The organism is Roseomonas sp. WA12 (assembly GCF_054165765.1).
The window spans coordinates 122849-146068 of record NZ_JBSTUI010000003.1 but is presented as its reverse complement, the minus strand read 5'-3'; the positions used below and the strand labels follow the sequence as shown (position 1 = coordinate 146068).

Here is a 23220-nt window from a genome sequence, read left to right as displayed (position 1 = left end):
GCACGCTTGCCGATTTCGTTCGGCACGTCCTCCACCTAAACCGGTTTTTGACCGAGGTGCTGTCGAGCGTCGTCACCTTCGGCGTGGGCAGACCATCACCAATTTCATGATCTACACGGGCTACACGGGCCGCTTGCAGATCCCGCGGTCAGTGCTGCTCAGCCGTTACGCGCGGGATTACTGTGGCAGGGCGCCCTGTCCCGCTACGAAGAGGGACGGACTGATAGTGCTCGGCGCGTAGTTGTTTATAATCCCTCGCCCGACGGCATCTTGCACCTCTTCTAAGAAGCTTTCGGGTTGGGTGACGCCGAGGTGTCCTATGTCTGTAAAGGCGTAATTCCACCATTCGACCGCCAGAAAACGCTCGATCAGGTCAGTCGGAAAACGGGGTCGCAGCATTCTCGCCGGGGTACCGCCGACGATTGAGTAGGGCGGAACGTCCTTCGTGACGACCGCCCCGGACGCAATGACGCTGCCGTGGCCGACGCTGATGCCCTGTGCTAACAGAACGTCTTGCCCGATCCAAACGTCGTGGCCGATCGCGGGGGCGCGCCGTACTCGGCCTGAGAAAACTTGCGCCGGCCGGTAATCTGGCGAATTCGCGCCAGCGAAGTCCACCATGTGGGGGTGCCACCGAAAGCTCTCGTAGGAAAATGGGGAGGTAGACGCCCGCCCCACAGGGTGCGCCGCTCCCATCACGCGAAGGCCCGTAGCTATGGAGCAGTACCTCCCTATGGTCATCCCGATAGGGAGGGAGGAGTGAGAATACGAAAACGCCCCCATCTTTCGAGGTATCTGCGATCCCTCAAACAGACCCACATACGGCTCCAGTTCACAGTCACCGTGGAATATGAGCCGCGTGCCCAGCTTCGGCCGAGCTAGGCCTCGGAAGTTGAAGTGGAGGTGGTTGTCCCGCGCCCAGTTTCGAAACTCTTTGGTAACCACAAGGCTAGGCACAGTGAAAAAGCCTTTCGACCTGGGAATGTCGGGAGCATTTCTAGTGCTGTTCGGATGCCCTTTGCATCCTCTACGCACCTGTGATGTCGTTCCAGCTTCTGAAGTCTAAGCCTCCAACTTCTAGCGCCAGGCTACAGGCGGTCCGAGGCGGTGGCGAAGGAGATCACCTTTCGCGCATAGATCTCGTCAGAGCAGGGCAGGTAGCTCCTGGAAGTGAGTGGGGTCCAACTGCTCCGCCTCGTCGGTGTACCAGCCTTCGGCCTCGGACGGTCCAGCAGTCTCGATCGCCTCGGCATAGTCGATAACATACGAGGCCGACCAGAGACCAATGCGGGCGCGCTCCCACTCACAGTTACCTAGCAAGTAGTAGCTGACGTCCTATTTGGCCTCGCTGATCGGGAGCGACGTACTGTTGCGCATTTTCGATCCTGAATCAAGGAGAGGTCGACAGAGTGCCTCTCGCTTTGTCGAGGCACGAGAAAGCCTGATTAGGCAGCCATCCCTTCTAGTTGGAGCACCTCTCCCTTACCTGCGGCGAGGTCTTCCTCGCGGATGACGGCGATCGGAAGGGCGTTGAGGAACTGCTCGCGGTCTTTCGGATTCCTCGTCGTGCCTCGGCCATGATCAAAGGCGACATAAAGCAGTCCGTTATACTGCCCGCGCAAATCAGCTCCGAACTCGACCGAGGCGTATGACGACGCGCTCGCAAAGAACACCTTCGCTTTTCTCTCTGGCCAAGTGCGTGTTTCGTCTTCAGACAGCCTCACCGACATGTCGTTGCGACCGCGCGCTTTTGGTCCGTTTCCTGCGTACACTATCCGCCCGCTCGGGCTTCGGGCTGCGTCGTACCTAGATGAGATGGTGCGGAATGGCAAACGATCCGGGTCGCTCCAGTTGCCGTCGCCGCGTTCGTCCTTACTGATGAACTGCCCCGTCTTCGTGCGGAAGAACGCCATGAACCCGCGCCTTCCGAGCGGAAGGATGCTCGTCTCCTGAAAGGTGGTCGTCCCCATCCGCGGCTCAAATGGCGGGATTATGGAAATGTACTCGGGAAGCACCATCTCACCGTCGAAGCGGAGGCGGTAGACACGAGCGCCTTGCCAGGGAGCGACCGGCTTAAGGCCGTTCACTGGCTCGTTCACCGTTATGTAGACGCGGTAGTCAATGATGCGCGGACGCCCAACGAAGCCGATCCCGAGGAAGCAGAAAGGCCCGACCTTCCACCCTCGATCAGCAAGCGGATTGTCCAACACGCAAGCCCAGGCTGCCCGTCCTCCAGCGCCCGAGGTTGGCATGGTGATAAGCAGCCGTCCATCGGGCATGGCGCAGACATGCGGATCGAGAACGCCCACCTTCGTCCCCGCTCGGGGCACACAAGCGAAGGCGTAGACCCAGGGGCCGAGAGTTCCATCCGACAGCAAGTCGCTGTACTGCAGTCGGACAAAGCACCCATGGCCTTCGCCACCGACGCCCACGCTCAAGTGATTTTGCCCATAGTTCGCGCGCCACATACGCTGCCCAACCCGGGCAATGCTTTGGATCTGCTGCGACACGTAGGTGCCATAGTGCGTATCAGCGGAAAGCAAGGGCGATTCGGTCCCGCCCCCACGCGGTGTGTTGTTTAGGGGGCGATCTGCAAGGACCGGCGGCTCGGAGAAGGTGTTCGCTTCTGGCCATTCATAGTCGGTCAACGCGTAAAACGCTCCTCACCGTCTTGCCCGACAGAATGGCGAGACATTTACCTCTTCTCCCCTGGTCAGCGCAAATGTTGGTTGGGTGATGTTCATGTCTGTGAAGAAGGTTGACAAAAGGGCGCGAAGCACCATCCGGCGCATACGCCAAGCCTCCTTTACGTCCGCAAGCGCCAAAGATACATCCACCCACGCGCCTCCCGGCGCCGCGGCGTGGCCACCAACCCCACAACCAGGAGCATCACCCATGCCCCACTTGGAAGGCACTGACGGCTGCCGCGCCGGAGACGGCATGACCGGCGCCCCGCACAGCATCGACGGGGAGGGGTAGGGGATGCCTGAAGCCCGCTCCCTGAACAGCATCGTGGCGCCCCTCCGCGGCTTCGCGCGCCACTTCAACGCCCTGCCCCACCTCGACCCGCGCAGCGCCATTCTGGCCTATGCCATGTGGGCCGCGCGGTCCGCCGCATCGCTGCTCGCCCCCGGCGACCTGATGGCCCGAGCCATCGCTTAATCCTGGCTGCACGGCGTCGGCGTTCCTGAGGATGTCTGGGGCACCTTCATGCTGGTGGACGCGGCGGCCCTGATCTGGTCGGCCGTGACGCGGTACCTCGCCGTGCGCGTGGCTGTTGCCTTCGTCTCCGGAACCTTCTGGTTCATGTGGGCGGCGGCCAAGTGCTCGGCGCCGCCATGCAGGGGATCGTCACGGCCAACGGCCTCTGTCGCTATCAGGCGCTCCGGCTCACCCGCCCGGCCCGCGAGCCCGGCGAAGATGCGGTTGAACACGCCAAAACGGCTCCAACGCGAGGACTGGTTGTACAGGGTGACAAGCCCCCAGGAGGTGCTCCGGGTCGGATGTTAATGGCGCACCGGCAGAGATTGGGCTGAGGCAGAGGCGCTTTGGCCGTGTGGTGGCATGCCGAGGTGCGCCCGAACGACCTCTGGCGCGGGCGGCCGGTAGTGGAGCGAGGAGTGTGGGCGAACGGTGTTGTAGTAGCGCCGCCATTGTTCGATGAGGATTTTGGCCTCGGCAAGTGTGTTGAACACCTCGGCGTTGAGCAGCTCGTCGCGCAGCTTGCCGTTGAAGCTCTCGACATAGCCGTTCTCCCAGGGGCTGCCGGGCTCGATGAACGCCGTCCTGGCACCCACCCCGCTGATCCAGCTCTTCACGGCGGTAGCGGCGAATTCCGGCCCGTTGTCCGAACGAACATGGCCAGGCACTCGCGGGTGAACTCGTCGACGACGTTCAGCATCCGGAACTTGCGCCCGTCGCGGGTGCGGTCCTCCACGAAGTCATAGGCCCAGACTTGGTTCGGCCGCTCCGGCCGCAGCCGCACGCAGGATCCATCGTTGAGCCATAGCCGTCTGCGTTTGGGCTGCCGGGCGGGTACCTTCAGCCCCTCGCGCCGCCAGATACGCTCCACGCGTTTGTGGTTGCAGGACCAGCCCTCGGCTCGCAGCAGGGCCGTGATCCGCCGGTAACCGTACCTGCCGTACTGTTTGGCCAGGTCGATGATGCTCTCAGTGAGCGCCGCTTCGTCGTCCGGCGCGCAGGGCACCTTGCGCTGCGTCGAGCGGTGCTGCCCTAGCACCTCGCAGGCCCTTCGCTCGGACACGCCGAGCTGTTCCCTCACATGCCCCACCGCCGCACGACGACGCGCAGGGCTCAGTATTTTCCCGAGGCCGCTTCCTTCAGGATCACCTTGTCCAGCGTCAGGTCCGACACCGCTTTCCGCAGACGTGCGTTCTCACGCTCCAGTTCCCTCAGCAGTCGGACTTGGTCCAGCTTCAGGCCGCCAAACTCGGCGCGCCAGCGGTAGTAGGTCTGGTCCGTCACCCCGATCGCCCGCACCGCCTCCGCCACCGGCTTGCCCGGAGCGGTCAGAACTTCAACCTGCCGCAGCTTGGCGACAATCTCCTCGGGCCTATGCGTCCTTTTCCGACCCATCCTCAGCCTCCTCAAAAACAGCCGACGGTTCACATAACCGCCGGACCGCTTCTATGGGGGCACGTCACCTACACGACCGGGATGTCGCGCCAGCGCAGTCCGTTGCGGATGACGTGGAAAATGCCGCTGACCACACACTGGTCATCGACCCGCGGCACCCCGTGCGAGAGCGGGAAGAGGGGCGTGATCCGCCGGATTTGCACCTTCGTCAGCCAGAACAGGTCAGCCGTGCCAGCACCTCCGGCCAACATGGAATCAGCCAATCCGCTCGGCGGCTAGCCCCAATTGACGGGTCCTGACCCTAGCTGCAGCATTTTTTTAAGATGGATTCTGGAAATCGTTTCTTCAGTAACTTGGCTGAAACGCCCCCCACGATCGAAATCGGGCGCTACGTCTTTGGACACGATGGCACCTGCCGCAGCCACCGCGCCATCCCCGATCGTAATGCCCTGGCGCAGCATCGCCTTTCCGCAAATCAAACTATGTTGCGCGCTCTTACTGGGAAATAGACCGCCTGCGCTAAATGCGACCGCCACCCTGTCAGTAAAAGTCACGAGAAAGCCTTCCTACTTAACGGGCCAATCGATGCAACGCCAGGCCTGCATGTCAGCCTTCGGAGCGGAACGTGGGATACCCCATGTCGGGGCGAACAATCTATGTTCAGAAACCCCGTGACACTGCTGGGCCAGGGTGCTTACGATTTGGCATGTCACCAGAAGTCGCCGAACGCGCTAAGGCGCTCGAATCGCTCGTAAATGTATCTATTGACGGAGTTAAGCCGCGGCAACAGCGAGCCAAGCTAGAGGAGACCGCCAAGCTGCTCCTGGGTGGCTGGACATGGCTGGTGCTCGAGAACTTCGGCGAAGCTCCCTGGGTCGTCATCACTGGACTGAGGGATGTCGGCTAAGAGGGATCTACTATGTCTCCCCTCCTCTCTCCGGAGCCCTGAGCAACCGTGTTGCGGATCAAGCGGCGCGCCATGGCTGATGGGTCCTGACGATAGCGTTGAGGATGCCGAGAAGCTTCCGGATGCAAGCGACGAGGGCGACCTTCTTGGGCCGGCCGCGGCGTTGTTGCGGAAATCAGGTTGAGGGCGCCCTGATCCTGCGAGCCGCTTCGAGCAGGTGAGCGCGACGGTGTCGGGCATACCGAGGCGGTTGAAGGTGTGAGGATCGCGCAGCGGATCTGAACTTCGGCGACTTGACGGGCGGGGTCACGGGCCAGGACGCGTTCGCCCAGGCGCTTGAGGCGTGACATGGCTGTCTCGGCGAGGCTGCGTCGGTGGTAACCGCTCCACCGCTTCCAGAGGCGTCGGCCGAGGTGCCGGGTAACGCGCAGGGTCTCGTTGCGCTCATCCGCACCGGCAATTCGAGTCTTCCATGGCTTGCCGTTGCGCCCGGGTGGCACGAGCAGGGCGGCATGGCGGGCTGTTGAGGCTGCGTAGACCGCGCCGTCGCAGAATGGTGCTGCGGCTGCCGCTACTTCGTGGTGCTCGACCGGAGAGTGGCAAGGCGCGCTGCGCGGGCTCGGTCACGACAGGCCCGGAGCAGGCGGTAGGGGAGGGGGCGTCCCCGCTGACCGGCGAGATGGTGGGAAATCGCGCCCTGAGTTACGCCAAGACGGGCAGCGACGGCTGTGAGCGTCAGGGCTGATCCTGTCCTGGAGTAGGCGGTTAGCCACCAGCGAAGTTGGCGCCGATCGACGGTGGGCGCCTTTCGTCCAAAATTATTAGGCGTTGTCAGGTTGGCGAAGTCGGGGCCAGAGAGCATCTAACCGACAAAGCCTTCAGGCGGGAGATGCTGTTCCGGTCACCTTGCGCCAGGTGCGGAATGCGGCGTCACGGGCGACGCGGTATTCGGTAGCATGCAGGCGATGGCGGCGGAGTTGGAAGTGGTTGTGGATGCGGCTGTGGTTGGCGAGGAAGCGCTGTGCATGTCGCGCCGACTTGAACCGCTGCATCTGTCGTTCCCGCCGCCGGGTTGGCTGGTGCGACACTTCGGCCCGGTTGTTGAGGTACCGGCTCTGCCGGTGCTCCACCCCGGGCAGGATGTCGCGCTTTGCCGCGGCATAGCTCTTCAGTTTGTTCGTCACGATGGCCCGAGGGACATATTGCAAGCCCTTTAGTAGCTTGCGGAAGAACCGCTTGGCCGCCTTTGCGCTCCGTCGGCTCTGCACCAGGATGTCGAGCACGACACCGTCCTGATCGACCGCCCGCCAGAGGAGGTGCTGCTTGCCGCGGATGCGGACGAACACCTCATCCATGTACCACTTGTCGCCCGGCCCTGGCCGACGTCGCTTCAGTGCATTGGCAAACAGCCGGCCGAAGCGCAGGCCCCACTCGCGGATGTTTCCGTAGCTGACCACGATCCCGCGTGCGGCCAGGATCAGTTCGACATCACGCAGGCTCAGGCTGAAGCAGTGGTACAACCACACCGCGTGCTGGATCACCTCGGCCGAATAGCGGAAGCCTCGGTAAGGGCTGGGGGGTGTCATGCAATGGAGACTGCCACCGCCCCGTCGGACCCGCCAACCTGACAAAGCCGCTCGTCTATGAGCAGGGGATCGAGCCCCATGTCAGCGTGTTCGACAAGTCACGCCGCCGGGACGGCACCTTCCAGCGCAGCGACTTCACCTTCGACCACGAAGGCGACGCCTACTTCTGCCCCGCCGGGAAGATGCTGGCCACCAACGGCAGGCTGGTGAACGACGAGACGACGCTGCTCTACCTGGCGAGCACCCACGACTGCCAGACCTGTGAGCTGAAGGCGAAGTGCTGCCCCAACACGCCCGCCCGCAAGATCCCACGATCGAAGTTCGAGGGCGCCCGCGACATGGCGCGCGAGATCATGGACAGCAGGGATGGCCGCATATCCAAGCGCCAGCGCAAGAAGGTCGAGATGCTGTTCGCGCACCTCAAGCGCATCCTGAAGCTCGACCGGCTCCGACTACGAGGGCCCAACGGTGCCCGTGACGAGTTCCACCTGGCAGCCACCGCCCAGAACCTCAGGAAGCTGGCGAAGCTCATCCCGATGTCAGCACCAGCGCCCGCCTGAAAGGGCCGGGGCCGCCCCACCTGCCCATAGATCCCAATCCGGGGAAGCCGGGCCCTCGTCGATACCGGCCGACTTCTTCAACAGAATAGGCCCATTCCGGCAGTTCATTCCAACCGAACAACATCCGAAAGCGGCCGTTCCGCTCGGCACCCATCTTGGCCGTTTACGTGTTCTGGTAGTTTTCTTGAGAATAGAAGTCCCCGTGCAGCCGAAATCGGCCCGTTCCGATCAGCAGCTATCCTGGAAACCGGATGAGCTGAATGGCGCAGGTGGCGGGCATAGGAGGCGGGCTCGATCGCGATCCAGCGTTGAAAGCTGTCCAGGAGCATCCCCACCGGTACGAGGTTGCCGCTCCCATCGGGAGCGAACAGCCTTGTTCTCTGGTCCGACCTACACGACGCGGTCGCCTTGATTGCACGGCAAGCCAAACCGTCCGGTGACGGAGCGGCTGCTCGATGTAGTGGCATTCTTGAACCGGACCAGCAGCACCACGAGAAGGACGGAGTGGATGCCAAGCATGTCCTTGAGGGAGGGGGGCGGGGTGGGACCGCGATCGGCGAGCGGGACGGCATTCCCCAGGTAGTTCCGGCCGCCCAACACGGAGAAGGTGCCGGCGAACCACAGCTCCTCAACCAGTACGCCGCGCTGCAGATCGGATTCCAGAACATCGAGTGCCGCGGTTGCGTAGTATAGCCATTCGCGGATAGCTGCCAAGCATCGCCTTGAGGGAAGAGAACTGCGCGGGATTCCTCTTCGAGAGCGGTACAAAAGGGCGCTGTTGCGTAATCCGGCCTGATGTCACGCTTCTCGCTTGTGCTTCCTAATCAGGCGCGAGCGACGGTGTCGGGCATACCAAGGGCGTTGAAGGTATTGAGGATAGCGCAACGGATCTGGACTTCGGCGACCTGACGGGCCGGATCGCGGGCTGACAGCCGTTCACCGAGGCGCTTGAGGCGTGACATGGCGGTCTCGGCCAGACTGCGGCGGTGATAGCCGCTCCATCGTTTCCAGAGCCGCCGCCCGAGGTGCTTGATGGCGCGGAGCGTCTCGTTGCGATCGGTCGCTCCGGTGGTTCGCCCCTTCCATGGCCTGCCGTTGCGCCGCGGTGGCACGACCAGGTCGGCCTGACGAGAGGCAGAGGCCTCGTAGACGCCGCGGGTGTCGTAGGCGCCGTCGCCGCTGATCACCCCGATCCGCTCGGCCTTCGGCACCTGGGCCAGCAGCCCTGGCACGATCTCGCCGTCGCCGTGCCGATGGTCGGTCATCTCGACGGCACGCACCTCGTGGCTGTCGGCGTCGATGACGAGGTGCACCTTGCGCCAGACCCGGCGCTTGTCGGCCCCGTGCTTCCTCACCTTCCACTCGCCCTCGCCGAGTACCTTCAGCCCCGTGCTGTCGATGACGAGGTGCAGCGGCCCGCCTCGGGCGCGATAGGGGATGGTGACCGTGAGGCTCTTCTGCCGCCGCGAGAGGGTGCTGTAGTGCGGCACCTTCCAGTCCAACCCAGCCAGCCGGATCAGGCTCGCCGCCATGCCCTGCGCCGCCCGCAGCGGCAGCTGGTACAGCACCTTCAGCGTCAGCACCGTCTGGATCGCCGCATCCGTGAAGACCAGCGGCCGACCCCGCCTACCCGTCCCCTCGGCGGCGTGCCAAGCCAGCTCGGGCGAGATCCACACCGTCAGGTCGCCGCGCGAGATCAGACCCTTGTCGTACTCGCGCCAGTTCCGCGTCCGGTAGCGCGTCTTCGGGCATCCGCCCTGAGAATGTGCCTTGCTCATGCAGGGCTACCAGCAAGGATTACGCAACAACGCCGTACAAAAGAGTCCTTTGAATATGTTCCGTTGCCGCCCCAACGAAGGCATCGGCAAGCCCGCAGCCCTGGTGTGTAAGGCTATTTTTGTTAGAGAATGTGATCGCGAGACGTTGATCAATGCTTACATTAGGGTAACGTTGGCATATCCGAATCCTGCGTGAGTGCAGGGCTGGTGGAGGCGCAAGATGCCTCTTCAAGCTTCGCCCGCACATCTGCAGCCACACTTCCGGTAAGGACTGTTTGTTGATGTTAATTGGCCTTCTTGTGACGGGCACGGACAGTTCGGACACGCTGACGGGCGGGGGTGGTGCGGACACGTTGCGGGGGCTGGAGGGCTCTGACTGGCTACGGGGCGAGGCGGGCGACGACCTGCTCGAGGGCGGCGGCGGCGACGACAATCTGGACGGCGGCTTCGGGGCAGACACGCTGCTGGGCGGCGAGGGCAACGACTACCTGAGGGACGATGCCGGGGAGAACGTCCTCTCCGGCGGGGCCGGCGATGACTTGGTGCAGTCCTACTCGCCCTATGCCAAGCTGGCGATTGCCGAAGGCGGTGATGGCAACGACACGATCGGGGCCATGGCCAGCCAGCTGGATGGCCGCATCATCGTGGATGCCGGTGCCGGCGACGACGACGTCTACCTCTACGTGGCTGACCGCGCGGAGGTGACGCTCGGGGCCGGGCGGGATACGCTGTCGATGGATGCGCTGCGCATCCGCGACATCGTGGTGCACGACTTCCAGGCCGGGGTGGACGGTGACCGGCTCGATCTGTCGCCCTTGCTGCAACCCGCCTACATCCCCGGCTACGACGGTGCGAACCCCTTTGGCCTCGGTCATCTGCGGCTCGTCCAGTCCGGCGACGACACCCTAATCCAGTTCAGCCGCAACAGCGGCGCTGACCAGCTCGATGCCAGCTACACCACTATCGTCACCCTCCAGCACGTCACCGCCAGCACCCTCACCTCCGACAACTTCCGGCCGGCCTTCTCCCCGGATGGCAGCCCGATGCCCGGCGAACTGCAGGAGGGCACGGACAGTTCGGACACGCTGACGGGCGGAGGTGGTGCGGACACGCTGCGGGGGCTGGAGGGCTCTGACTGGCTACGGGGCGAGGCGGGCGACGACCTGCTCGAGGGCGGCGGCGGCGGCGACAATCTGGACGGCGGCTTCGGGGCAGACACGCTGCTGGGCGGCGAGGGCAACGACTACCTGAGGGACGATGCCGGGGAGAACGTCCTCTCCGGCGGGGCCGGCGATGACTTGGTGCAGTCCTACTCGCCCTATGCCAAGCTGGCGATTGCCGAAGGCGGTGATGGCAACGACACGATCGGGGCCATGGCCAGCCAGCTGGATGGCCGCATCATCGTGGATGCCGGTGCCGGCGACGACGACGTCTACCTCTACGTGGCTGACCGCGCGGAGGTGACGCTCGGGGCCGGGCGGGATACGCTGTCGATGGATGCGCTGCGCATCCGCGACATCGTGGTGCACGACTTCCAGGCCGGGGTGGACGGTGACCGGCTCGATCTGTCGCCCTTGCTGCAACCCGCCTACATCCCCGGCTACGACGGTGCGAACCCCTTTGGCCTCGGTCATCTGCGGCTCGTCCAGTCCGGCGACGACACCCTAATCCAGTTCAGCCGCAACAGCGGCGCTGACCAGCTCGATGCCAGCTACACCACTATCGTCACCCTCCAGCACGTCACCGCCAGCACCCTCACCTCCGACAACTTCCGGCCGGCCTTCTCCCCGGATGGCAGCCCGATGCCCGGCGAACTGCAGGAGGGCACGGACAGTTCGGACACGCTGACGGGCGGAGGTGGTGCGGACACGCTGCGGGGGCTGGAGGGCTCTGACTGGCTACGGGGCGAGGCGGGCGACGACCTGCTCGAGGGCGGCGGCGGCGGCGACAATCTGGACGGCGGCTTCGGGGCAGACACGCTGCTGGGCGGCGAGGGCAACGACTACCTGAGGGACGATGCCGGGGAGAACGTCCTCTCCGGCGGGGCCGGCGATGACTTGGTGCAGTCCTACTCGCCCTATGCCAAGCTGGCGATTGCCGAAGGCGGTGATGGCAACGACACGATCGGGGCCATGGCCAGCCAGCTGGATGGCCGCATCATCGTGGATGCCGGTGCCGGCGACGACGACGTCTACCTCTACGTGGCTGACCGCGCGGAGGTGACGCTCGGGGCCGGGCGGGATACGCTGTCGATGGATGCGCTGCGCATCCGCGACATCGTGGTGCACGACTTCCAGGCCGGGGTGGACGGTGACCGGCTCGATCTGTCGCCCTTGCTGCAACCCGCCTACATCCCCGGCTACGACGGTGCGAACCCCTTTGGCCTCGGTCATCTGCGGCTCGTCCAGTCCGGCGACGACACCCTAATCCAGTTCAGCCGCAACAGCGGCGCTGACCAGCTCGATGCCAGCTACACCACTATCGTCACCCTCCAGCACGTCACCGCCAGCACCCTCACCTCCGACAACTTCCGGCCGATGTTCGGGACGCCTGGCGATGACCACCTCATCGGATCAGACCAAGCTGAGGTGCTCGACGGAGTGGGTGGTGATGACCTCGCCAATGGTGGCGGCGGAGACGACACCGTCCTAGGAGGTGCGGGCAACGACACGCTAATCGGGGGTGACGGTCAGGATAGCTTGGTCGGCGGAGTGGGCGTCGACGCCGTCGACTACAGCGAGAGCACCGATCCAGTATCCGTGAACCTCGATACTGGCTTGGCTGTCGACGAGCATGGTGCTCTGGACCACCTTTCCGAATTGGAGAACATCATCGGCGGTGGCGCGGGCGACGTTCTCTCCGGAGACAGTGGCGCGAACCTCGTGATGGGTGGTGGTGGGAACGACAACATCTCTGGTGGCCTCGGGAACGACGATCTGGATGGAGGTGACGGGGACGATATGCTCTACGCCGGCTCCGGTGATGATGTCGTGTATGGTGGGGCCGGAGCCGATTTCATCATCGGTGGGGACGGTGAGGGCAACGATCTCTATGACGGAGGCGGGGGAAGCGATACGGTCAAGTACACTAGCTCCGGAGCGCCAATCGTCGTCGACCTTGCGAATGGCTTCGCATCCGGCAAGGACATTGGTGACGACACCTTACGTGGCGTCGAGCACATCATCGGTGGTCGTGGATCTGACGTCATTCGCGGCAGTGGCGTAGCAAATACTCTTCATGGTGATAGTGGTGACGACCACCTTCTCGGACTCGGGTATGATGATACGCTCGACGGTGGCACGGGCGCGGACCTGCTGATCGGCGGCACGGGCAACGACACCTACTACGTCGATGACGCGGGCGACGTGGTGGTGGAGAGGTCCGGCGAAGGCACCGACCGGGTCTACGTGTCGGCGGACTGGACGGTGTCGGCCAACGTGAACCGGGTCGATCTCACGACTGCAGTGACGCTGACGGGCAACGCCCAGGACAACCTTGTCTACGGCAGCACCGGCGCCGACCACATGCTCGGGCTGGGCGGCGACGATAAGTTCTACGGCGGGGCCGGCAGCGACACACTGGAGGGCGGCACGGGCAAGGACATGCTCGACGGTGGCACGGGCGCGGACCTGCTGATCGGCGGCACGGGCAACGACACCTACTACGTCGATGACGCGGGCGACGTGGTGGTGGAGAGGTCCGGCGAAGGCACCGACCGGGTCTACGTGTCGGCGGACTGGACGGTGTCGGCCAACGTGAACCGGGTCGATCTCACGACTGCAGTGACGCTGACGGGCAACGCCCAGGACAACCTTGTCTACGGCAGCACCGGCGCCGACCACATGCTCGGGCTGGGCGGCGACGATAAGTTCTACGGCGGGGTCGGCAGCGACACACTGGAGGGCGGCACGGGCAAGGACATGCTCGACGGTGGCACGGGCGCGGACCTGCTGATCGGCGGCACGGGCAACGACACCTACTACGTCGATGACGCGGGCGACGTGGTGGTGGAGAGGTCCGGCGAAGGCACCGACCGGGTCTACGTGTCGGCGGACTGGACGGTGTCGGCCAACGTGAACCGGGTCGATCTCACGACTGCAGTGACGCTGACGGGCAACGCCCAGGACAACCTTGTCTACGGCAGCACCGGCGCCGACCACATGCTCGGGCTGGGCGGCGACGATAAGTTCTACGGCGGGGCCGGCAGCGACACACTGGAGGGCGGCACGGGCAAGGACATGCTCGACGGTGGCACGGGCGCGGACCTGCTGATCGGCGGCACGGGCAACGACACCTACTACGTCGATGACGCGGGCGACGTGGTGGTGGAGAGGTCCGGCGAAGGCACCGACCGGGTCTACGTGTCGGCGGACTGGACGGTGTCGGCCAACGTGAACCGGGTCGATCTCACGACTGCAGTGACGCTGACGGGCAACGCCCAGGACAACCTTGTCTACGGCAGCACCGGCGCCGACCACATGCTCGGGCTGGGCGGCGACGATAAGTTCTACGGCGGGGCCGGCAGCGACACACTGGAGGGCGGCACGGGCAAGGACATGCTCGACGGTGGCACGGGCGCGGATACCTTCCGCTATGCGGCCGCGTCCGAGGGCGGGGACACGATCAGCGAATTCGTGTCGGGTGAGGATGCGATCGAGATCCTCGTGATGGGCTTCGAAGGTAGGCTGACCTCGGGCGTGCTCACAGCTGCGCAGTTCACTAGCAACACCACGGGCCGGGCCAACTCGGCGATGGGGGTGGGGCAGTTCGTCTACGAGACGGACGCGGGCAAGCTGTGGTGGGACGTGGACGGGGTGGGTGGGCAGGGAGGTACGGTGATCGTCACCCTCACCGGCCACCCGGCCCTGGTCGCCTCCGACATCCACCTCGTGGGGTAGGCGAGCGCAGAGCCGACAGGGTCAGCCCTGTCGGCTCTGCCAAGATCTGGCCGACCTCAGCGGAACTGACGCGGTGTTGAGCCGGCCGAAGGGGCGGACGACTTTGCAGCGATGTCCGGCTGGCTACCCGGACAAGCGGGACGGCCCCGCTGCATGTCCGCTTCTTCGAGTTCCTTTCCAGAAGCGGCAGTTTCGCTTTCGGCCAGTCGCGGACACAGCGGCGTCCAGTTTGCCCAATCGACAGCCGACCGGCTTGGGATCGCCGGTTAGATCCCGAGCCGCCCCACCACCCGCGCCACAGTCGTGTGTGTCCAGGTGACGCCGCCCCGTGGGGTCGCCACCCCACGCGCCGTCAGCGCGCGCGCAAGTCCCTGATGCGTGGTGAACCCCTCCACCCAAAGCATTTCCAGCGGCATTGGCAAGTTGTTTGACGAGAAGGCAAGTTCGGCCGCGTGACTGAGGGCGCGGCAGGATCATAGCGACGTTTGGACGCAGGTTTCCTGCCGCCACGTCCGGAAGGCCTTGGTGCGGGCGCGCCGGTACTCGCCGGCTGTCATCAGCTGCCGGCGAGGACGAAAGTGGCCGTAGATCATGCCGTGCGCCGAGAGGAACCGCTGGGCCTGCTCGGCCGACTTGAACCGCTGCATATGCCGCTCTCGCCGTCGGGTGGGCCGATGCGAGTTCTCTGCCCGGTTGTTCAGGTAACGGCTGCTCCGGTGTCGGACATCGGGCAGGAGTTCGCGCAGGGCCACGCCGTAGCTCTTCAGCCCGTCAGTGACCAGCCGGCGCGGCTCGTCCTTGAGGCCCGCGAGAAGGCGCCTGAAGAACCGCTTGGCTGCGCTCCCGTTCCGCCGATCTTGAACGAGGATGTCCAGCACCACGCCGTGCTGGTCCACCGCTCGCCAGAGATAGTGAAGCTGACCTTTGATGCGCAAGAACACCTCATCGAGGTGCCAGGTGTCGCCCGGCTTCGGCCGGCGCCGCCGCAGCTTGGCTGCAAACTCCGAACCAAACTTTCGGCACCAGCCCCGGATGCTCTCGTGCGTAACGGTGATCCCCCGCTACGCCAGAACCAGCTCCACATCCCGTAGGCTCAGGCTGAACACATGGTAGAGCCAGACCGCATGGCTGATGATCTCTGCTGGAAACCGGTATCCAGGGTAGGTGGCACGGTCTGAGGTCATCCCGTCAGACTGCCCCGGACTGGTCGTTCCGACCACCGCCCATCAACTTGCCAATGCCCTGGTCGCGCTCCTAAGCCTCACCCTGCCCTCCTGGGCGGCCGAGCTCACCGGCCGGGTCGTCGGCCTCTCGGACGGCGACACAATCACCATCCTGACCGCGGAACGCCGCCAGGTGCGGATCCGGCTCGGCGAAATCGACACGCCAGAAAGCCGCCGGCCCTACGGCGCTCGGGCACTGTGGTGCACGGATCGGTCTGGCCATCTGGGTAGGTTAGGATCCTGAGGGGTCGACGGCCGGTCATCCTCCAGGAGAGCGCAGCTTGCCCTTCAAGGCCGATGTCGACCGTCGCCAGCACATTCCGAAGCAGCGTTTCCGGGCGACGAACTGGGCGGAGTACGACGCCGCCCTGCGCGGGCGTGGCAGTCTGACCGTGTGGTTCACGGAGGCGGCGATCGCGGCCTGGAAAGCCGAGCCCCGGACCACGCGCGGCGGACAGCCGCGGTATTCGGCGCTGGCCATCTCCACGGCCCTGACGCTTCGGGCCGTGTTCCGCCTGGCCTTGCGTCAGACCGAAGGCCTGATCGGCTCCATCATCGCCCTGCTCGGTCTCGACCTGGCTGTGCCGGACCACACGACCCTGAGCCGCCGGGCCGACACGTTGGAGGTGCCGCAGCGCCAATCCGGCACCCGTCCCATACACCTGATCGTCGACAGCACGGGGCTGCAGTTATGTGGCCCCGGCGGGTGGCTGGTCGAGAGGCACGGGAGCAGGGCACGCCGGTCATGGCGCAAGCTGCACATCGGTGTGGACGCTGACACCGGGCGGATCGTCGCGTCCACCCTGACGACGAACGACATCGATGACGCCTCGCAGGTCGGTCCCTTGCTCGACCAGGTCGCTGACCCAATCGCCTCGTTCACTGCCGACGGCGCTTACGACCAGGACGGCGTCTAGGCTGAGGTGGCGGCGCGGTGTCCCGATGCGGCTGTCATCGTTCCACCAAGGTCCAGTGCTGTGCCAAGCGCCACGGCCGAGACGGCGCCGACCCAGCGGGACCAACATCTTCGGACCATCGCGGAGCGGGGGCGCATGAGCTGGCAGAAGGCGTCCGGCTACAACTGGCGCGCCCTGGTCGAGGCGGACATCAGCAGGTTCAAGCGCGTCATCGGCGGCGCGCTGCGGTCGCGCACCGACAGGCGCCGCGCGACCGAGGTGGCCGTCGCTGTCAGTGTGCTGAACCGCATGCTTGAGCTTGGACGCCCGGAGTATGTCCGGCTCGCGTGATCCCGTCCCTGCCGCTCGCCGACTGCGCCTCCAAGCTGGTTCGTGCAACACAGTCGATTTTCGTGAGACTTTCCTGTGTTTCTCCGGGTACCGTCGCGTCGCGAACTCAGGCCGCATGTCTCCGGATATTGTCCATCTCGACGCAAAGGCGCGAAGCCCAATCCTGGATCGCCACGAAGGTGGCCGTGGAATAGGGCAAGCCCTCGGCCAGATTTCTGTCGCGGTTGGCCAAGGCGCGCTGGCCGGGTAGGCGCACGGGCGGGCCACCCTCCCGCGGGCGGCTCTCGCGGCAGCGACGGGAGAGGGCGGTGGTCTCGCGCAGGAAGGCCCCACGGCCAGCAAAGGCGGCAGGGTCAATCGCCTGCAGGAACACGCCCTGCCCGCCCCGCGGGGCACCGGTGCTGCGTCCGTGGCCGGACATACCGAGGCTCAACGCCTCCACCATGAGGCTGAAACCGAAGCCCTTGTACCCGAATTCGTGGCCGCCCAGCAGCGCGATAGTACCCGGCGGATCCGCCGACAGCACATCGGGATTGTCGCTTGGTCTTCCTTGACCGTCCAGAAGCCACGCACCGGGCGTTCGCTCGCTGCGTGCGGCATAGCCCGCAATTGTGCCGTTAGAAACTACGGAGGTGCTGACATCCACCAGAATCGGTCCGTCCAGCGTCGGGATGCCGTAAGCGATGGGGTTGGACGTCAGGACAGGATCCGCCCCGCCAAAAGGGGCAACGGAAGCGATACCAGGATCGGTCGTGGCGAGGGTGACGAAGAGTCCTGCATCGGTCATCGAGCGCAGATAAACTTGCAATGCGCCAATATGCGAGCAGTCAGCGATGGTGGCGGTGACAACCGGGTGCTCCGAGGCGCGTACCAGAACCTGCCGGATCGCCTGGCGCATCACCCAGGCGCCCGGCAGGCGGTGTGCGCGCCATGCGAAGGTGGCGCCAGCATCGACGGTTACCTCAACCTCACCGGCCTTAGCCATGGCCCCGCGTTCCAACCGATCCAGGTAGTTTGGCAACATGGAGAGTCCATGGGTGCGGTGGCCGAGCAGGTCTGCTTCCAGCAGCACCGCCGCCACATCCTCCGCCATGTCGGCCGAGAGACCTGCTGCCTCCAGTAGCCGGCGCGCCTCGCGTGCGAGCCCCAAAGGATCCAGCAGAGGGTCGCCCTCGTCCGGTGCTGTCATACCCGCTCACCTCCCATGCCAGTGCGCCACCTGTGCGGCACGTCTTTCGCGTTCGACCGGATGCCGGCGAAGGCACATCCAAACTTCGCAATCAGGGCGCGCTTCAGGCTCCGCAGCAGGATGCCGATCTCTTCTGGAGGCCTGCCCGAGACCTTTGTACCGGGCAGGGGCATCAGCCCGGGCCGGGCGCTCCAACCTGCCAGGATGGGCGACGCTTCTGCCGGTAGGCTTGCAGCCCCTCCCTTCCCTCCTCGCTCGATCGTTGGGTCCAGGATTCCTCAGCTAGGGCGCGGCTTTCTTCGTCGGTCAGAAGAAGCTGATTGGCGCGCAGGAGGGAATGCTTCGCCACCGCCATGGCTTGCGGGGCGGCGGCCAGTATCTCCAGCAGTACAGTGTCCAACCGCTTCTCTATGTCGGGAGCCGAAACTACCTCGTGGATCAGCCCGATCCACATCGCCGTCGCGGCATCGAAGCGTTCTCCGGTCAGGGCGTAGCGGCGCGCCTGGCGCAACCCGAGCGCCTGGACGAGGTGGGTTGAAATCGGCGTGGGGGCGACGCCGACGCGCACTTCGGTGAGCCCGAACACTGCCTCAGGGACGGCCAGGGCGATATCGACGCAGCAAAGAAGCCCACAGCCCCCGCCGAAGCACGCGCCCTGTACTAAGGCAACGCAGGGCAAGGGAAACTCGCTCAGGCGCCGGAATGCGGTGACGCTAGCTAGCGAGGCCTGCCTCGCCGCTTCGGCCGGGCCGCGCGCCACCTCCTCCATCCAGCCAATATCCGCGCCGCACTGGAAGTGTTGGCCCGCCCCGCGAATGACGAGTGCACGGAGACCCGGCCGATCCGCCAGTTCGTCCAGTAGGGCGGAGAAGCGCCCCAACAGCGCGCCGTCGTAGGCGTTGCCGATCTGTGGCCGGTTCAGTGTTATTGTGGCGATGCCGCGCGCGTCTACGGCCAGCAGCACGCTATCCCCGTCGGTCATGCGGCTGCTCACCAGTCGACCACAGTGCCGTCCTCCAGCAGGGCGTTCTGCGTGTGCAGCACCTCCTGCTCGAAGGGGTGCTTCGCGGCCTCCTTCTCATCAACCTCCACGCCGAAGCCGGGCAGCTCCGGCACGGGCCAGAAACCGCCCTCCCGCTCTACAGGCTGGCGCACCACGTCGTGGTACCAGGGCACTGAGCCGGGCATGGCCTCCTGGATCACGAAGTTCGGTGTCGCCACGGCATAATGCAGCGCAGCAATCCCAGCGAGGGGGCCGTTCGGGTTGTGCGGGGCGATGCCCACCTGAGCCACCTCGGCAAAGGCGGCGATCTTCTGCGCCTCCAGTAGGCCGCCGCAGTGGTTCAGGTCGGGCTGGAGGATGTGCGCAGCCCGGTGCTGCAGCAATTCCGCAAACTCGCGCACCCCGACCAGACGCTCACCGGTGGCGATCGGGCTCCGGGACTGGGCGACGATCTGAACTAATCCCTCAGTGTCGCCGGGCTGAATAGGCTCCTCGCAGAACATAGGGGCCAGCGGTTCCAGAGCACGGATGAAGCCGAGCGAGGCGGAGACGGTGGCCGGGCGGCCATGGAAGTCTACCATCACCTCCGTATCCTCGCCGACGGCGTCGCGCAGGGCGCGGCCCAGCCGCTCCACATGACGGAGGGCGGCGGGCGAGGCGGTCGCGCCGGCATAGGGGATAAAGACGACCTTCAGCGCGTCGTAGCCGGCCTCCAGAACCGCCTGGGCACGTTCCGTCAGCCGCCCCGTGTCGAAGGTCTCATAGACCGCGCTCATGTCGCCGAGTCCAAGATGGGTATAGAGGCGCACCTTGTCCCGCACGCGCCCGCCGAGCAGCCGCCAGACCGGTACGCCGAGCGCCTTGCCCGTGATGTCCCACAGGGCGTGCTCAATCCCGCTGATGGCTGTCATCCCGATGATGCCAAGGCGATAGTAGCTCTGCTTCTGCATGACGCGGCAGGCCTGGGCAATGTCGCGCGGGTCGCGCCCGATCAGCAACGGTGCCAGATCCTCCACAGCACCGGTGACGGCGCGGGTCTTCCAGTTCAGCGTCGCCTCGCCCCAGCCATTGAGACCATCCTGGTCGGTGAGGACCTTCACAAAAACCCAGTTCCGCATTTGGGCATTCACGACGATGGACTCGATGCCGGTGATCTTCATGGGCTGACAGTCCTCTCCGCGCAGGCCGATTCATATGATGACCATTTGACTTTGAAGGAAAGGGGTCTTTAGCTAGCCGCGGCCCGGCCAGGAAGAAGAGCGGGGCAGGAGGACCACAGGAATGGCCAAAGAAGGCACAAGCCGGGCGCGCCGCGCCCTCCTGGCACTCGCCGCGCCGCTTCTCGCCCTGGTGCCGGCAATCGCCGCCGCCCAGCAGCCCTCACCTGCAAGCCGGCCGGTGCGGATGCTTGTCGGGTTCCCGCCAGGCGGCTCCACAGACATCTTCGCCCGCGCACTCTCGGACGAACTGACGCGAATGTGGTCGACCCCGGTCGTGGTGGAGAACCGTGGCGGCGCTAATGGCATCATCGCCACCGAGGCGCTCGTGAAAAGCGAGCCGAACGGGGAGACGCTGATGTTCACCATCTCCTCCCACGTCACCAACCGCGCGCTCTATCCGAACCTGCCTTACAACCCGCTGCGCGACGTGACGCCAATCGCCCTCGTCGCCCGTTCCCCATTCATCGTCGTGGCCAACCCGCGCTTCCCCGCGCGAAACTTGCAGGACCTGATCCGTCTGGCAAAGGAGAAACCCGGAGGAATAGACTACGCCTCTCCCGGCCCAGGCTCCGCCCAGCAACTGGCCATGGAACTGCTGACCAGCACCGCGGGCATTCGCCTCAGCCACGTGGCCTACCGCGGCGGCGCGCCGGCAATGACGGACCTCATGGCGGGCGTCATCCCACTCTCGCTCCTTACGACGACGCAGGTATTGCAACAGGTGAAGGAAGGCGCGCTGCGTCCGATCGGCGTCACCACTGCGCAGCGCTCGACCATGCTGCCCGATGTCCCGACCATGGCCGAACAGGGCTTGCATGGCTACGAAGCCGACGTGTGGTTCGGCGTGATCGGCCCGGCCAACATGCCGCCGCCGATGGTTCAGCGCATGGCGGCTGACATCTCACGCGCCCTCTCAAACCCGGCCGTGCGCGAGCGCTTCACCTCGCAGGATGCCGTCGTGCTCAACAGCCCGCCGGAAGAATTTGCCCGTCTGATGCGCGATGAGGACCGGAAGTGGTCCGAACTCATCCGCGCCGCCAATATCCGCGCGGAATAGGAAGAGCCCATGCCGAAGATCGCTTCCGTCGAGGTCTGCGTCGCCCGCGTCCCGCTCGACAAACCCATTAACTTCTCCACGCGCCAGGTCACGGCGCGCGAGTACTGCCTCGTGCGTGTGCGGGCCGAAGACGGCACGGCGGGCCTAGGCTATTGCTACGCTGTGAACAAGGCTGGGCGGCTGCTCTTCGACGCGGTGGTGGACGGGCTCTCGCACAAGGTGGTCGGCCAGGATTCCCACCGGGTGGAAGGCATCTGGCAGGACATGTACCAGGAGACGCTGCTGCTCGGCCGCGTCGGCGGCGTGATGCGCGCGCTCAGCGCCATCGACATCGCGATCTGGGACCTGAACGCCCGCCTCGCCGGCCTGCCGCTCTACCGCTATCTCGGCGCCTCCGTGCTCGACCGCGTTCCTTCCTACGGTAGCGGCGGCTATTACTGGCCCGGCAAAGGCGACCAGGAGCTGGGCGATGAACTGCGCGCCTTCGTGGAGGCCGGTCACCGCGCAGTGAAGATCAAGGTCGGCGCTCGCGGCCGCAGCCCGGCGCAGGAAGCGGCGCGGCTGAAGGCCGCGCGCGATGCCATCGGCCCGGACATCGAGCTGATGCTGGACGCCAACAACGCTTGGCCTGACCTACCCACCGCATTGCAGTACATCCGCCGCTTTGAGCCAATGGATCCCTACTGGATCGAGGAACCCTTCCTTCCCGACGATATCGACAACCATGCCGCCCTAGCCCGGGCAACGCCGATCCCTGTGGCGACCGGCGAAATCGAGGCCGGTCGCTGGCGGTTCAAGGAGCTTCTGGAAAAGCGCGCCGCCGCCATCCTGCAGACGGACGCGACCGTTTGCGGCGGGATCACGGAATGGCGCCGCATCACCGCCATGGCCTCCTGCTTCGGTGTCGCCACTTCGCCCCATGCGTGGCACGACGTGCACGTCCAACTGGGCGCCAGCGCCCCGAGCGTAAGCTACGTGGAGTTCATGCCCGATGACCACGTGGTGAACTTTCGCCGACTGATCGACACGCAGCTGGTACTGGAGAAGGGCGACCTGCTGCTGCCGAAGGGCCCTGGCCTCGGCTTTGACTTCGACCCCGAGGCGATCGCTCGGTATGGCGCGAAGGATATCGGCGGCGAGGGGCTCTGGCATATCCTGCGCTAAGGGGGACTCCCGGCGGCGGAGGTGATTCGCGACATGCCGGCTTTTAGGTGATCCCGCATCGCGACCCGCGCCGCTTCGGCATCGCGGGCCGCGATCGCATCGAGGATCTGGCGGTGCTCCTCCAGCACGACGGACATTCGCCCGACCTCGCGTGTGCGCCCATGCGACACGCTGATGCTGTCCGTAAGGTACTGCTGCAGGAAGACCTGGAATTCTACGAAAAGCGGATTACCTGCCGCCTCCGTGACGGCGCGGTGGAACTGCAAATCCGCCGCCATGGCGGGCTCGTCATGTCCGACCTTCTGGGCAAATTCCTCGAACGCCTCCTGAATCCCGCGCAGCTCTTCCCCGCCTGCCCGCGAAGCGGCCAGGGCCGCGGCCTCTGCCTCGAACCCGAGGCGGAGTTCCAGCACGCGCAGCACGGAAAGATCGGTTGCCGCCCCGGCAGAGATGCGGAACGGGCGCAGGTTCCGGGAGACATACGCGCCCGATCCCTGCCGGACCTCGACGATTCCGTCCGAGCGCAAGCGAGCCAGCGCCTCCCGCACCACGGTCGGGCTGACTCCATAGGTGCCGGAAAGGGCAGCGATTGTCGGAAGCTGATCGCCTAGGGTTAGGCCCTTTTCGGCGATGTGGCTCAGAATCGCCTCGGCCATACGGTCGGTCAGCTTCGGCGCGGCCGCTAACCCGGACTGCGGCGCCACGCCGGCGGAGGCCCGGCGCCGGGCCGGGGCATCGCCATCACCGGAAGCTGCCGTGCGTCGTTGTGTCACGACGGGAGATTACAGGCCG

17 protein-coding genes and 7 pseudogenes are annotated in these 23220 nt (G+C 65.2%); 7 read left to right on the top strand and 17 right to left on the bottom strand.

Annotation, left to right across the window (positions count from 1 at the left end):
• Positions 1-177: 177 nt before the first annotated feature.
• Both ACVBD7_RS26565 and ACVBD7_RS26560 read right to left on the bottom strand, forming a co-directional pair.
• Complete coding sequence (locus ACVBD7_RS26565) at positions 178-621, bottom strand: CatB-related O-acetyltransferase (RefSeq protein WP_458098513.1); 444 nt, start codon at positions 619-621, stop codon at positions 178-180.
• An 824-nt stretch (positions 622-1445) separates the two neighbouring features.
• A complete protein-coding gene (locus ACVBD7_RS26560; protein WP_458098512.1) occupies positions 1446-2648 on the bottom strand; it encodes a sialidase family protein in 1203 nt (400 codons plus the stop codon).
• A gap of 334 nt (positions 2649-2982) precedes the next feature.
• On the opposite strand from ACVBD7_RS26560, the gene ACVBD7_RS26555 reads away from it, so the two are divergent.
• A complete protein-coding gene (locus tag ACVBD7_RS26555) occupies positions 2983-3162 on the top strand; it encodes a hypothetical protein (RefSeq protein WP_458098511.1) in 180 nt (59 codons plus the stop codon).
• Here the strand turns inward: ACVBD7_RS26555 and ACVBD7_RS26550 are convergent.
• The 7 genes and pseudogenes from ACVBD7_RS26550 to ACVBD7_RS26520 all read right to left on the bottom strand — a co-directional run bounded on the left by ACVBD7_RS26550 (position 3159) and on the right by ACVBD7_RS26520 (position 7089).
• Positions 3159-3434, bottom strand: a complete 276-nt coding sequence (locus tag ACVBD7_RS26550) for a hypothetical protein (RefSeq protein WP_458098510.1) — start codon at positions 3432-3434, stop codon at positions 3159-3161. The two genes, ACVBD7_RS26555 and ACVBD7_RS26550, sit on opposite strands and share 4 nt — an antisense overlap.
• 72 nt (positions 3435-3506) lie before the next feature.
• Positions 3507-4596 (bottom strand): annotated as a pseudogene (locus tag ACVBD7_RS26545) (IS3 family transposase).
• Positions 4597-4664: 68 nt separating this feature from the next.
• The gene (locus ACVBD7_RS26540; RefSeq protein WP_458098509.1) at positions 4665-4847 is read right to left on the bottom strand and encodes a transposase; all 183 of its coding nucleotides are present in this window, start codon (positions 4845-4847) and stop codon (positions 4665-4667) included.
• Between the two features lie 71 nt (positions 4848-4918).
• Positions 4919-5045, bottom strand: a pseudogene (locus ACVBD7_RS26535) (CatB-related O-acetyltransferase); the annotation flags it as partial.
• Positions 5046-5561: 516 nt separating this feature from the next.
• A pseudogene (locus ACVBD7_RS26530) lies at positions 5562-5660 on the bottom strand (IS110 family transposase); the annotation flags it as partial.
• A 68-nt stretch (positions 5661-5728) separates the two neighbouring features.
• Positions 5729-5991 (bottom strand): annotated as a pseudogene (locus ACVBD7_RS26525) (IS5/IS1182 family transposase); the annotation flags it as partial.
• A gap of 390 nt (positions 5992-6381) precedes the next feature.
• Entirely contained in the window at positions 6382-7089 is a 708-nt protein-coding gene (locus tag ACVBD7_RS26520; RefSeq protein WP_458098508.1) for an IS6 family transposase, read from the bottom strand.
• A 26-nt stretch (positions 7090-7115) separates the two neighbouring features.
• Between ACVBD7_RS26520 and ACVBD7_RS26515 the strand changes: the two are divergent.
• Positions 7116-7649: pseudogene (locus ACVBD7_RS26515) on the top strand (transposase); the annotation flags it as partial.
• 390 nt (positions 7650-8039) lie between these two features.
• On the opposite strand, the gene ACVBD7_RS26510 reads toward ACVBD7_RS26515, so the two are convergent.
• Entirely contained in the window at positions 8040-8363 is a 324-nt protein-coding gene (locus ACVBD7_RS26510; protein WP_458098507.1) for a hypothetical protein, read from the bottom strand.
• A 110-nt stretch (positions 8364-8473) separates the two neighbouring features.
• Positions 8474-9427, bottom strand: coding sequence for an IS5 family transposase (locus tag ACVBD7_RS26505; protein ID WP_458098506.1), 954 nt, complete (start codon positions 9425-9427; stop codon positions 8474-8476).
• Between the two features lie 281 nt (positions 9428-9708).
• Between ACVBD7_RS26505 and ACVBD7_RS26500 the strand changes: the two genes are divergently transcribed.
• Positions 9709-14325 carry a calcium-binding protein gene (locus tag ACVBD7_RS26500; protein ID WP_458098505.1) on the top strand — a complete coding sequence of 1539 codons (4617 nt, stop codon included), beginning with the start codon at positions 9709-9711 and terminating at the stop codon, positions 14323-14325.
• A gap of 266 nt (positions 14326-14591) precedes the next feature.
• Here the strand turns inward: ACVBD7_RS26500 and ACVBD7_RS26495 are convergent, their stop codons facing one another.
• Positions 14592-14741 carry a hypothetical protein gene (locus ACVBD7_RS26495; protein WP_458098504.1) on the bottom strand — a complete coding sequence of 50 codons (150 nt, stop codon included), beginning with the start codon at positions 14739-14741 and terminating at the stop codon, positions 14592-14594.
• A 57-nt stretch (positions 14742-14798) separates the two neighbouring features.
• A pseudogene (locus ACVBD7_RS26490) lies at positions 14799-15509 on the bottom strand (IS6 family transposase).
• Here ACVBD7_RS26490 and ACVBD7_RS26485 point away from each other — a divergent pair.
• Together ACVBD7_RS26485 and ACVBD7_RS26480 are read left to right on the top strand one after the other, a co-directional pair.
• A complete protein-coding gene (locus ACVBD7_RS26485; RefSeq protein ID WP_458098556.1) occupies positions 15490-15792 on the top strand; it encodes a thermonuclease family protein in 303 nt (100 codons plus the stop codon). The pseudogene ACVBD7_RS26490 and the gene ACVBD7_RS26485 overlap by 20 nt on opposite strands.
• A 37-nt stretch (positions 15793-15829) precedes the next feature.
• A pseudogene (locus ACVBD7_RS26480) lies at positions 15830-16795 on the top strand (IS5 family transposase).
• A gap of 106 nt (positions 16796-16901) precedes the next feature.
• On the opposite strand, the gene ACVBD7_RS26475 reads toward ACVBD7_RS26480, so the two are convergent.
• The 3 genes from ACVBD7_RS26475 to ACVBD7_RS26465 form a co-directional block, all read right to left on the bottom strand.
• Positions 16902-17984, bottom strand: coding sequence for an Ldh family oxidoreductase (locus tag ACVBD7_RS26475; protein ID WP_458098503.1), 1083 nt, complete (start codon positions 17982-17984; stop codon positions 16902-16904).
• Positions 17985-18156: 172 nt separating this feature from the next.
• Positions 18157-18966: an enoyl-CoA hydratase-related protein gene (locus ACVBD7_RS26470; protein WP_458098502.1), complete on the bottom strand. Its 810-nt coding sequence runs from the start codon at positions 18964-18966 to the stop codon at positions 18157-18159.
• An 8-nt stretch (positions 18967-18974) separates the two neighbouring features.
• Positions 18975-20147 carry an enolase C-terminal domain-like protein gene (locus ACVBD7_RS26465; RefSeq protein WP_458098501.1) on the bottom strand — a complete coding sequence of 391 codons (1173 nt, stop codon included), beginning with the start codon at positions 20145-20147 and terminating at the stop codon, positions 18975-18977.
• A 121-nt stretch (positions 20148-20268) separates the two neighbouring features.
• Here ACVBD7_RS26465 and ACVBD7_RS26460 point away from each other — a divergent pair, with 121 nt between their 5' ends.
• On the top strand, positions 20269-21264 hold the full coding sequence (locus ACVBD7_RS26460; RefSeq protein ID WP_458098500.1) for a tripartite tricarboxylate transporter substrate binding protein: 996 nt from the start codon (positions 20269-20271) through the stop codon (positions 21262-21264).
• A 9-nt stretch (positions 21265-21273) separates the two neighbouring features.
• Positions 21274-22428, top strand: coding sequence for a mandelate racemase/muconate lactonizing enzyme family protein (locus ACVBD7_RS26455; RefSeq protein WP_458098499.1), 1155 nt, complete (start codon positions 21274-21276; stop codon positions 22426-22428).
• Here the strand turns inward: ACVBD7_RS26455 and ACVBD7_RS26450 are convergent.
• Positions 22425-23201: a FadR/GntR family transcriptional regulator gene (locus ACVBD7_RS26450; RefSeq protein WP_458098498.1), complete on the bottom strand. Its 777-nt coding sequence runs from the start codon at positions 23199-23201 to the stop codon at positions 22425-22427. The two genes, ACVBD7_RS26455 and ACVBD7_RS26450, sit on opposite strands and share 4 nt — an antisense overlap.
• Positions 23202-23220 lie beyond the last annotated feature (19 nt).

Coding starts and splice junctions, on each gene's coding strand:
- ACVBD7_RS26565 (WP_458098513.1), bottom strand. CDS start 621: ATGGTGGACTTCGCTGGCGCGAATTCGCCAGATTACCGGCCGGCGCAA.
- ACVBD7_RS26555 (WP_458098511.1), top strand. CDS start 2,983: ATGCCTGAAGCCCGCTCCCTGAACAGCATCGTGGCGCCCCTCCGCGGC.
- ACVBD7_RS26540 (WP_458098509.1), bottom strand. CDS start 4,847: ATGTTGGCCGGAGGTGCTGGCACGGCTGACCTGTTCTGGCTGACGAAG.
- ACVBD7_RS26520 (WP_458098508.1), bottom strand. CDS start 7,089: ATGACACCCCCCAGCCCTTACCGAGGCTTCCGCTATTCGGCCGAGGTG.
- ACVBD7_RS26505 (WP_458098506.1), bottom strand. CDS start 9,427: ATGAGCAAGGCACATTCTCAGGGCGGATGCCCGAAGACGCGCTACCGG.
- ACVBD7_RS26500 (WP_458098505.1), top strand. CDS start 9,709: ATGTTAATTGGCCTTCTTGTGACGGGCACGGACAGTTCGGACACGCTG.
- ACVBD7_RS26495 (WP_458098504.1), bottom strand. CDS start 14,741: ATGCCGCTGGAAATGCTTTGGGTGGAGGGGTTCACCACGCATCAGGGA.
- ACVBD7_RS26475 (WP_458098503.1), bottom strand. CDS start 17,984: ATGACAGCACCGGACGAGGGCGACCCTCTGCTGGATCCTTTGGGGCTC.
- ACVBD7_RS26470 (WP_458098502.1), bottom strand. CDS start 18,966: ATGACCGACGGGGATAGCGTGCTGCTGGCCGTAGACGCGCGCGGCATC.
- ACVBD7_RS26465 (WP_458098501.1), bottom strand. CDS start 20,147: ATGAAGATCACCGGCATCGAGTCCATCGTCGTGAATGCCCAAATGCGG.
- ACVBD7_RS26460 (WP_458098500.1), top strand. CDS start 20,269: ATGGCCAAAGAAGGCACAAGCCGGGCGCGCCGCGCCCTCCTGGCACTC.
- ACVBD7_RS26455 (WP_458098499.1), top strand. CDS start 21,274: ATGCCGAAGATCGCTTCCGTCGAGGTCTGCGTCGCCCGCGTCCCGCTC.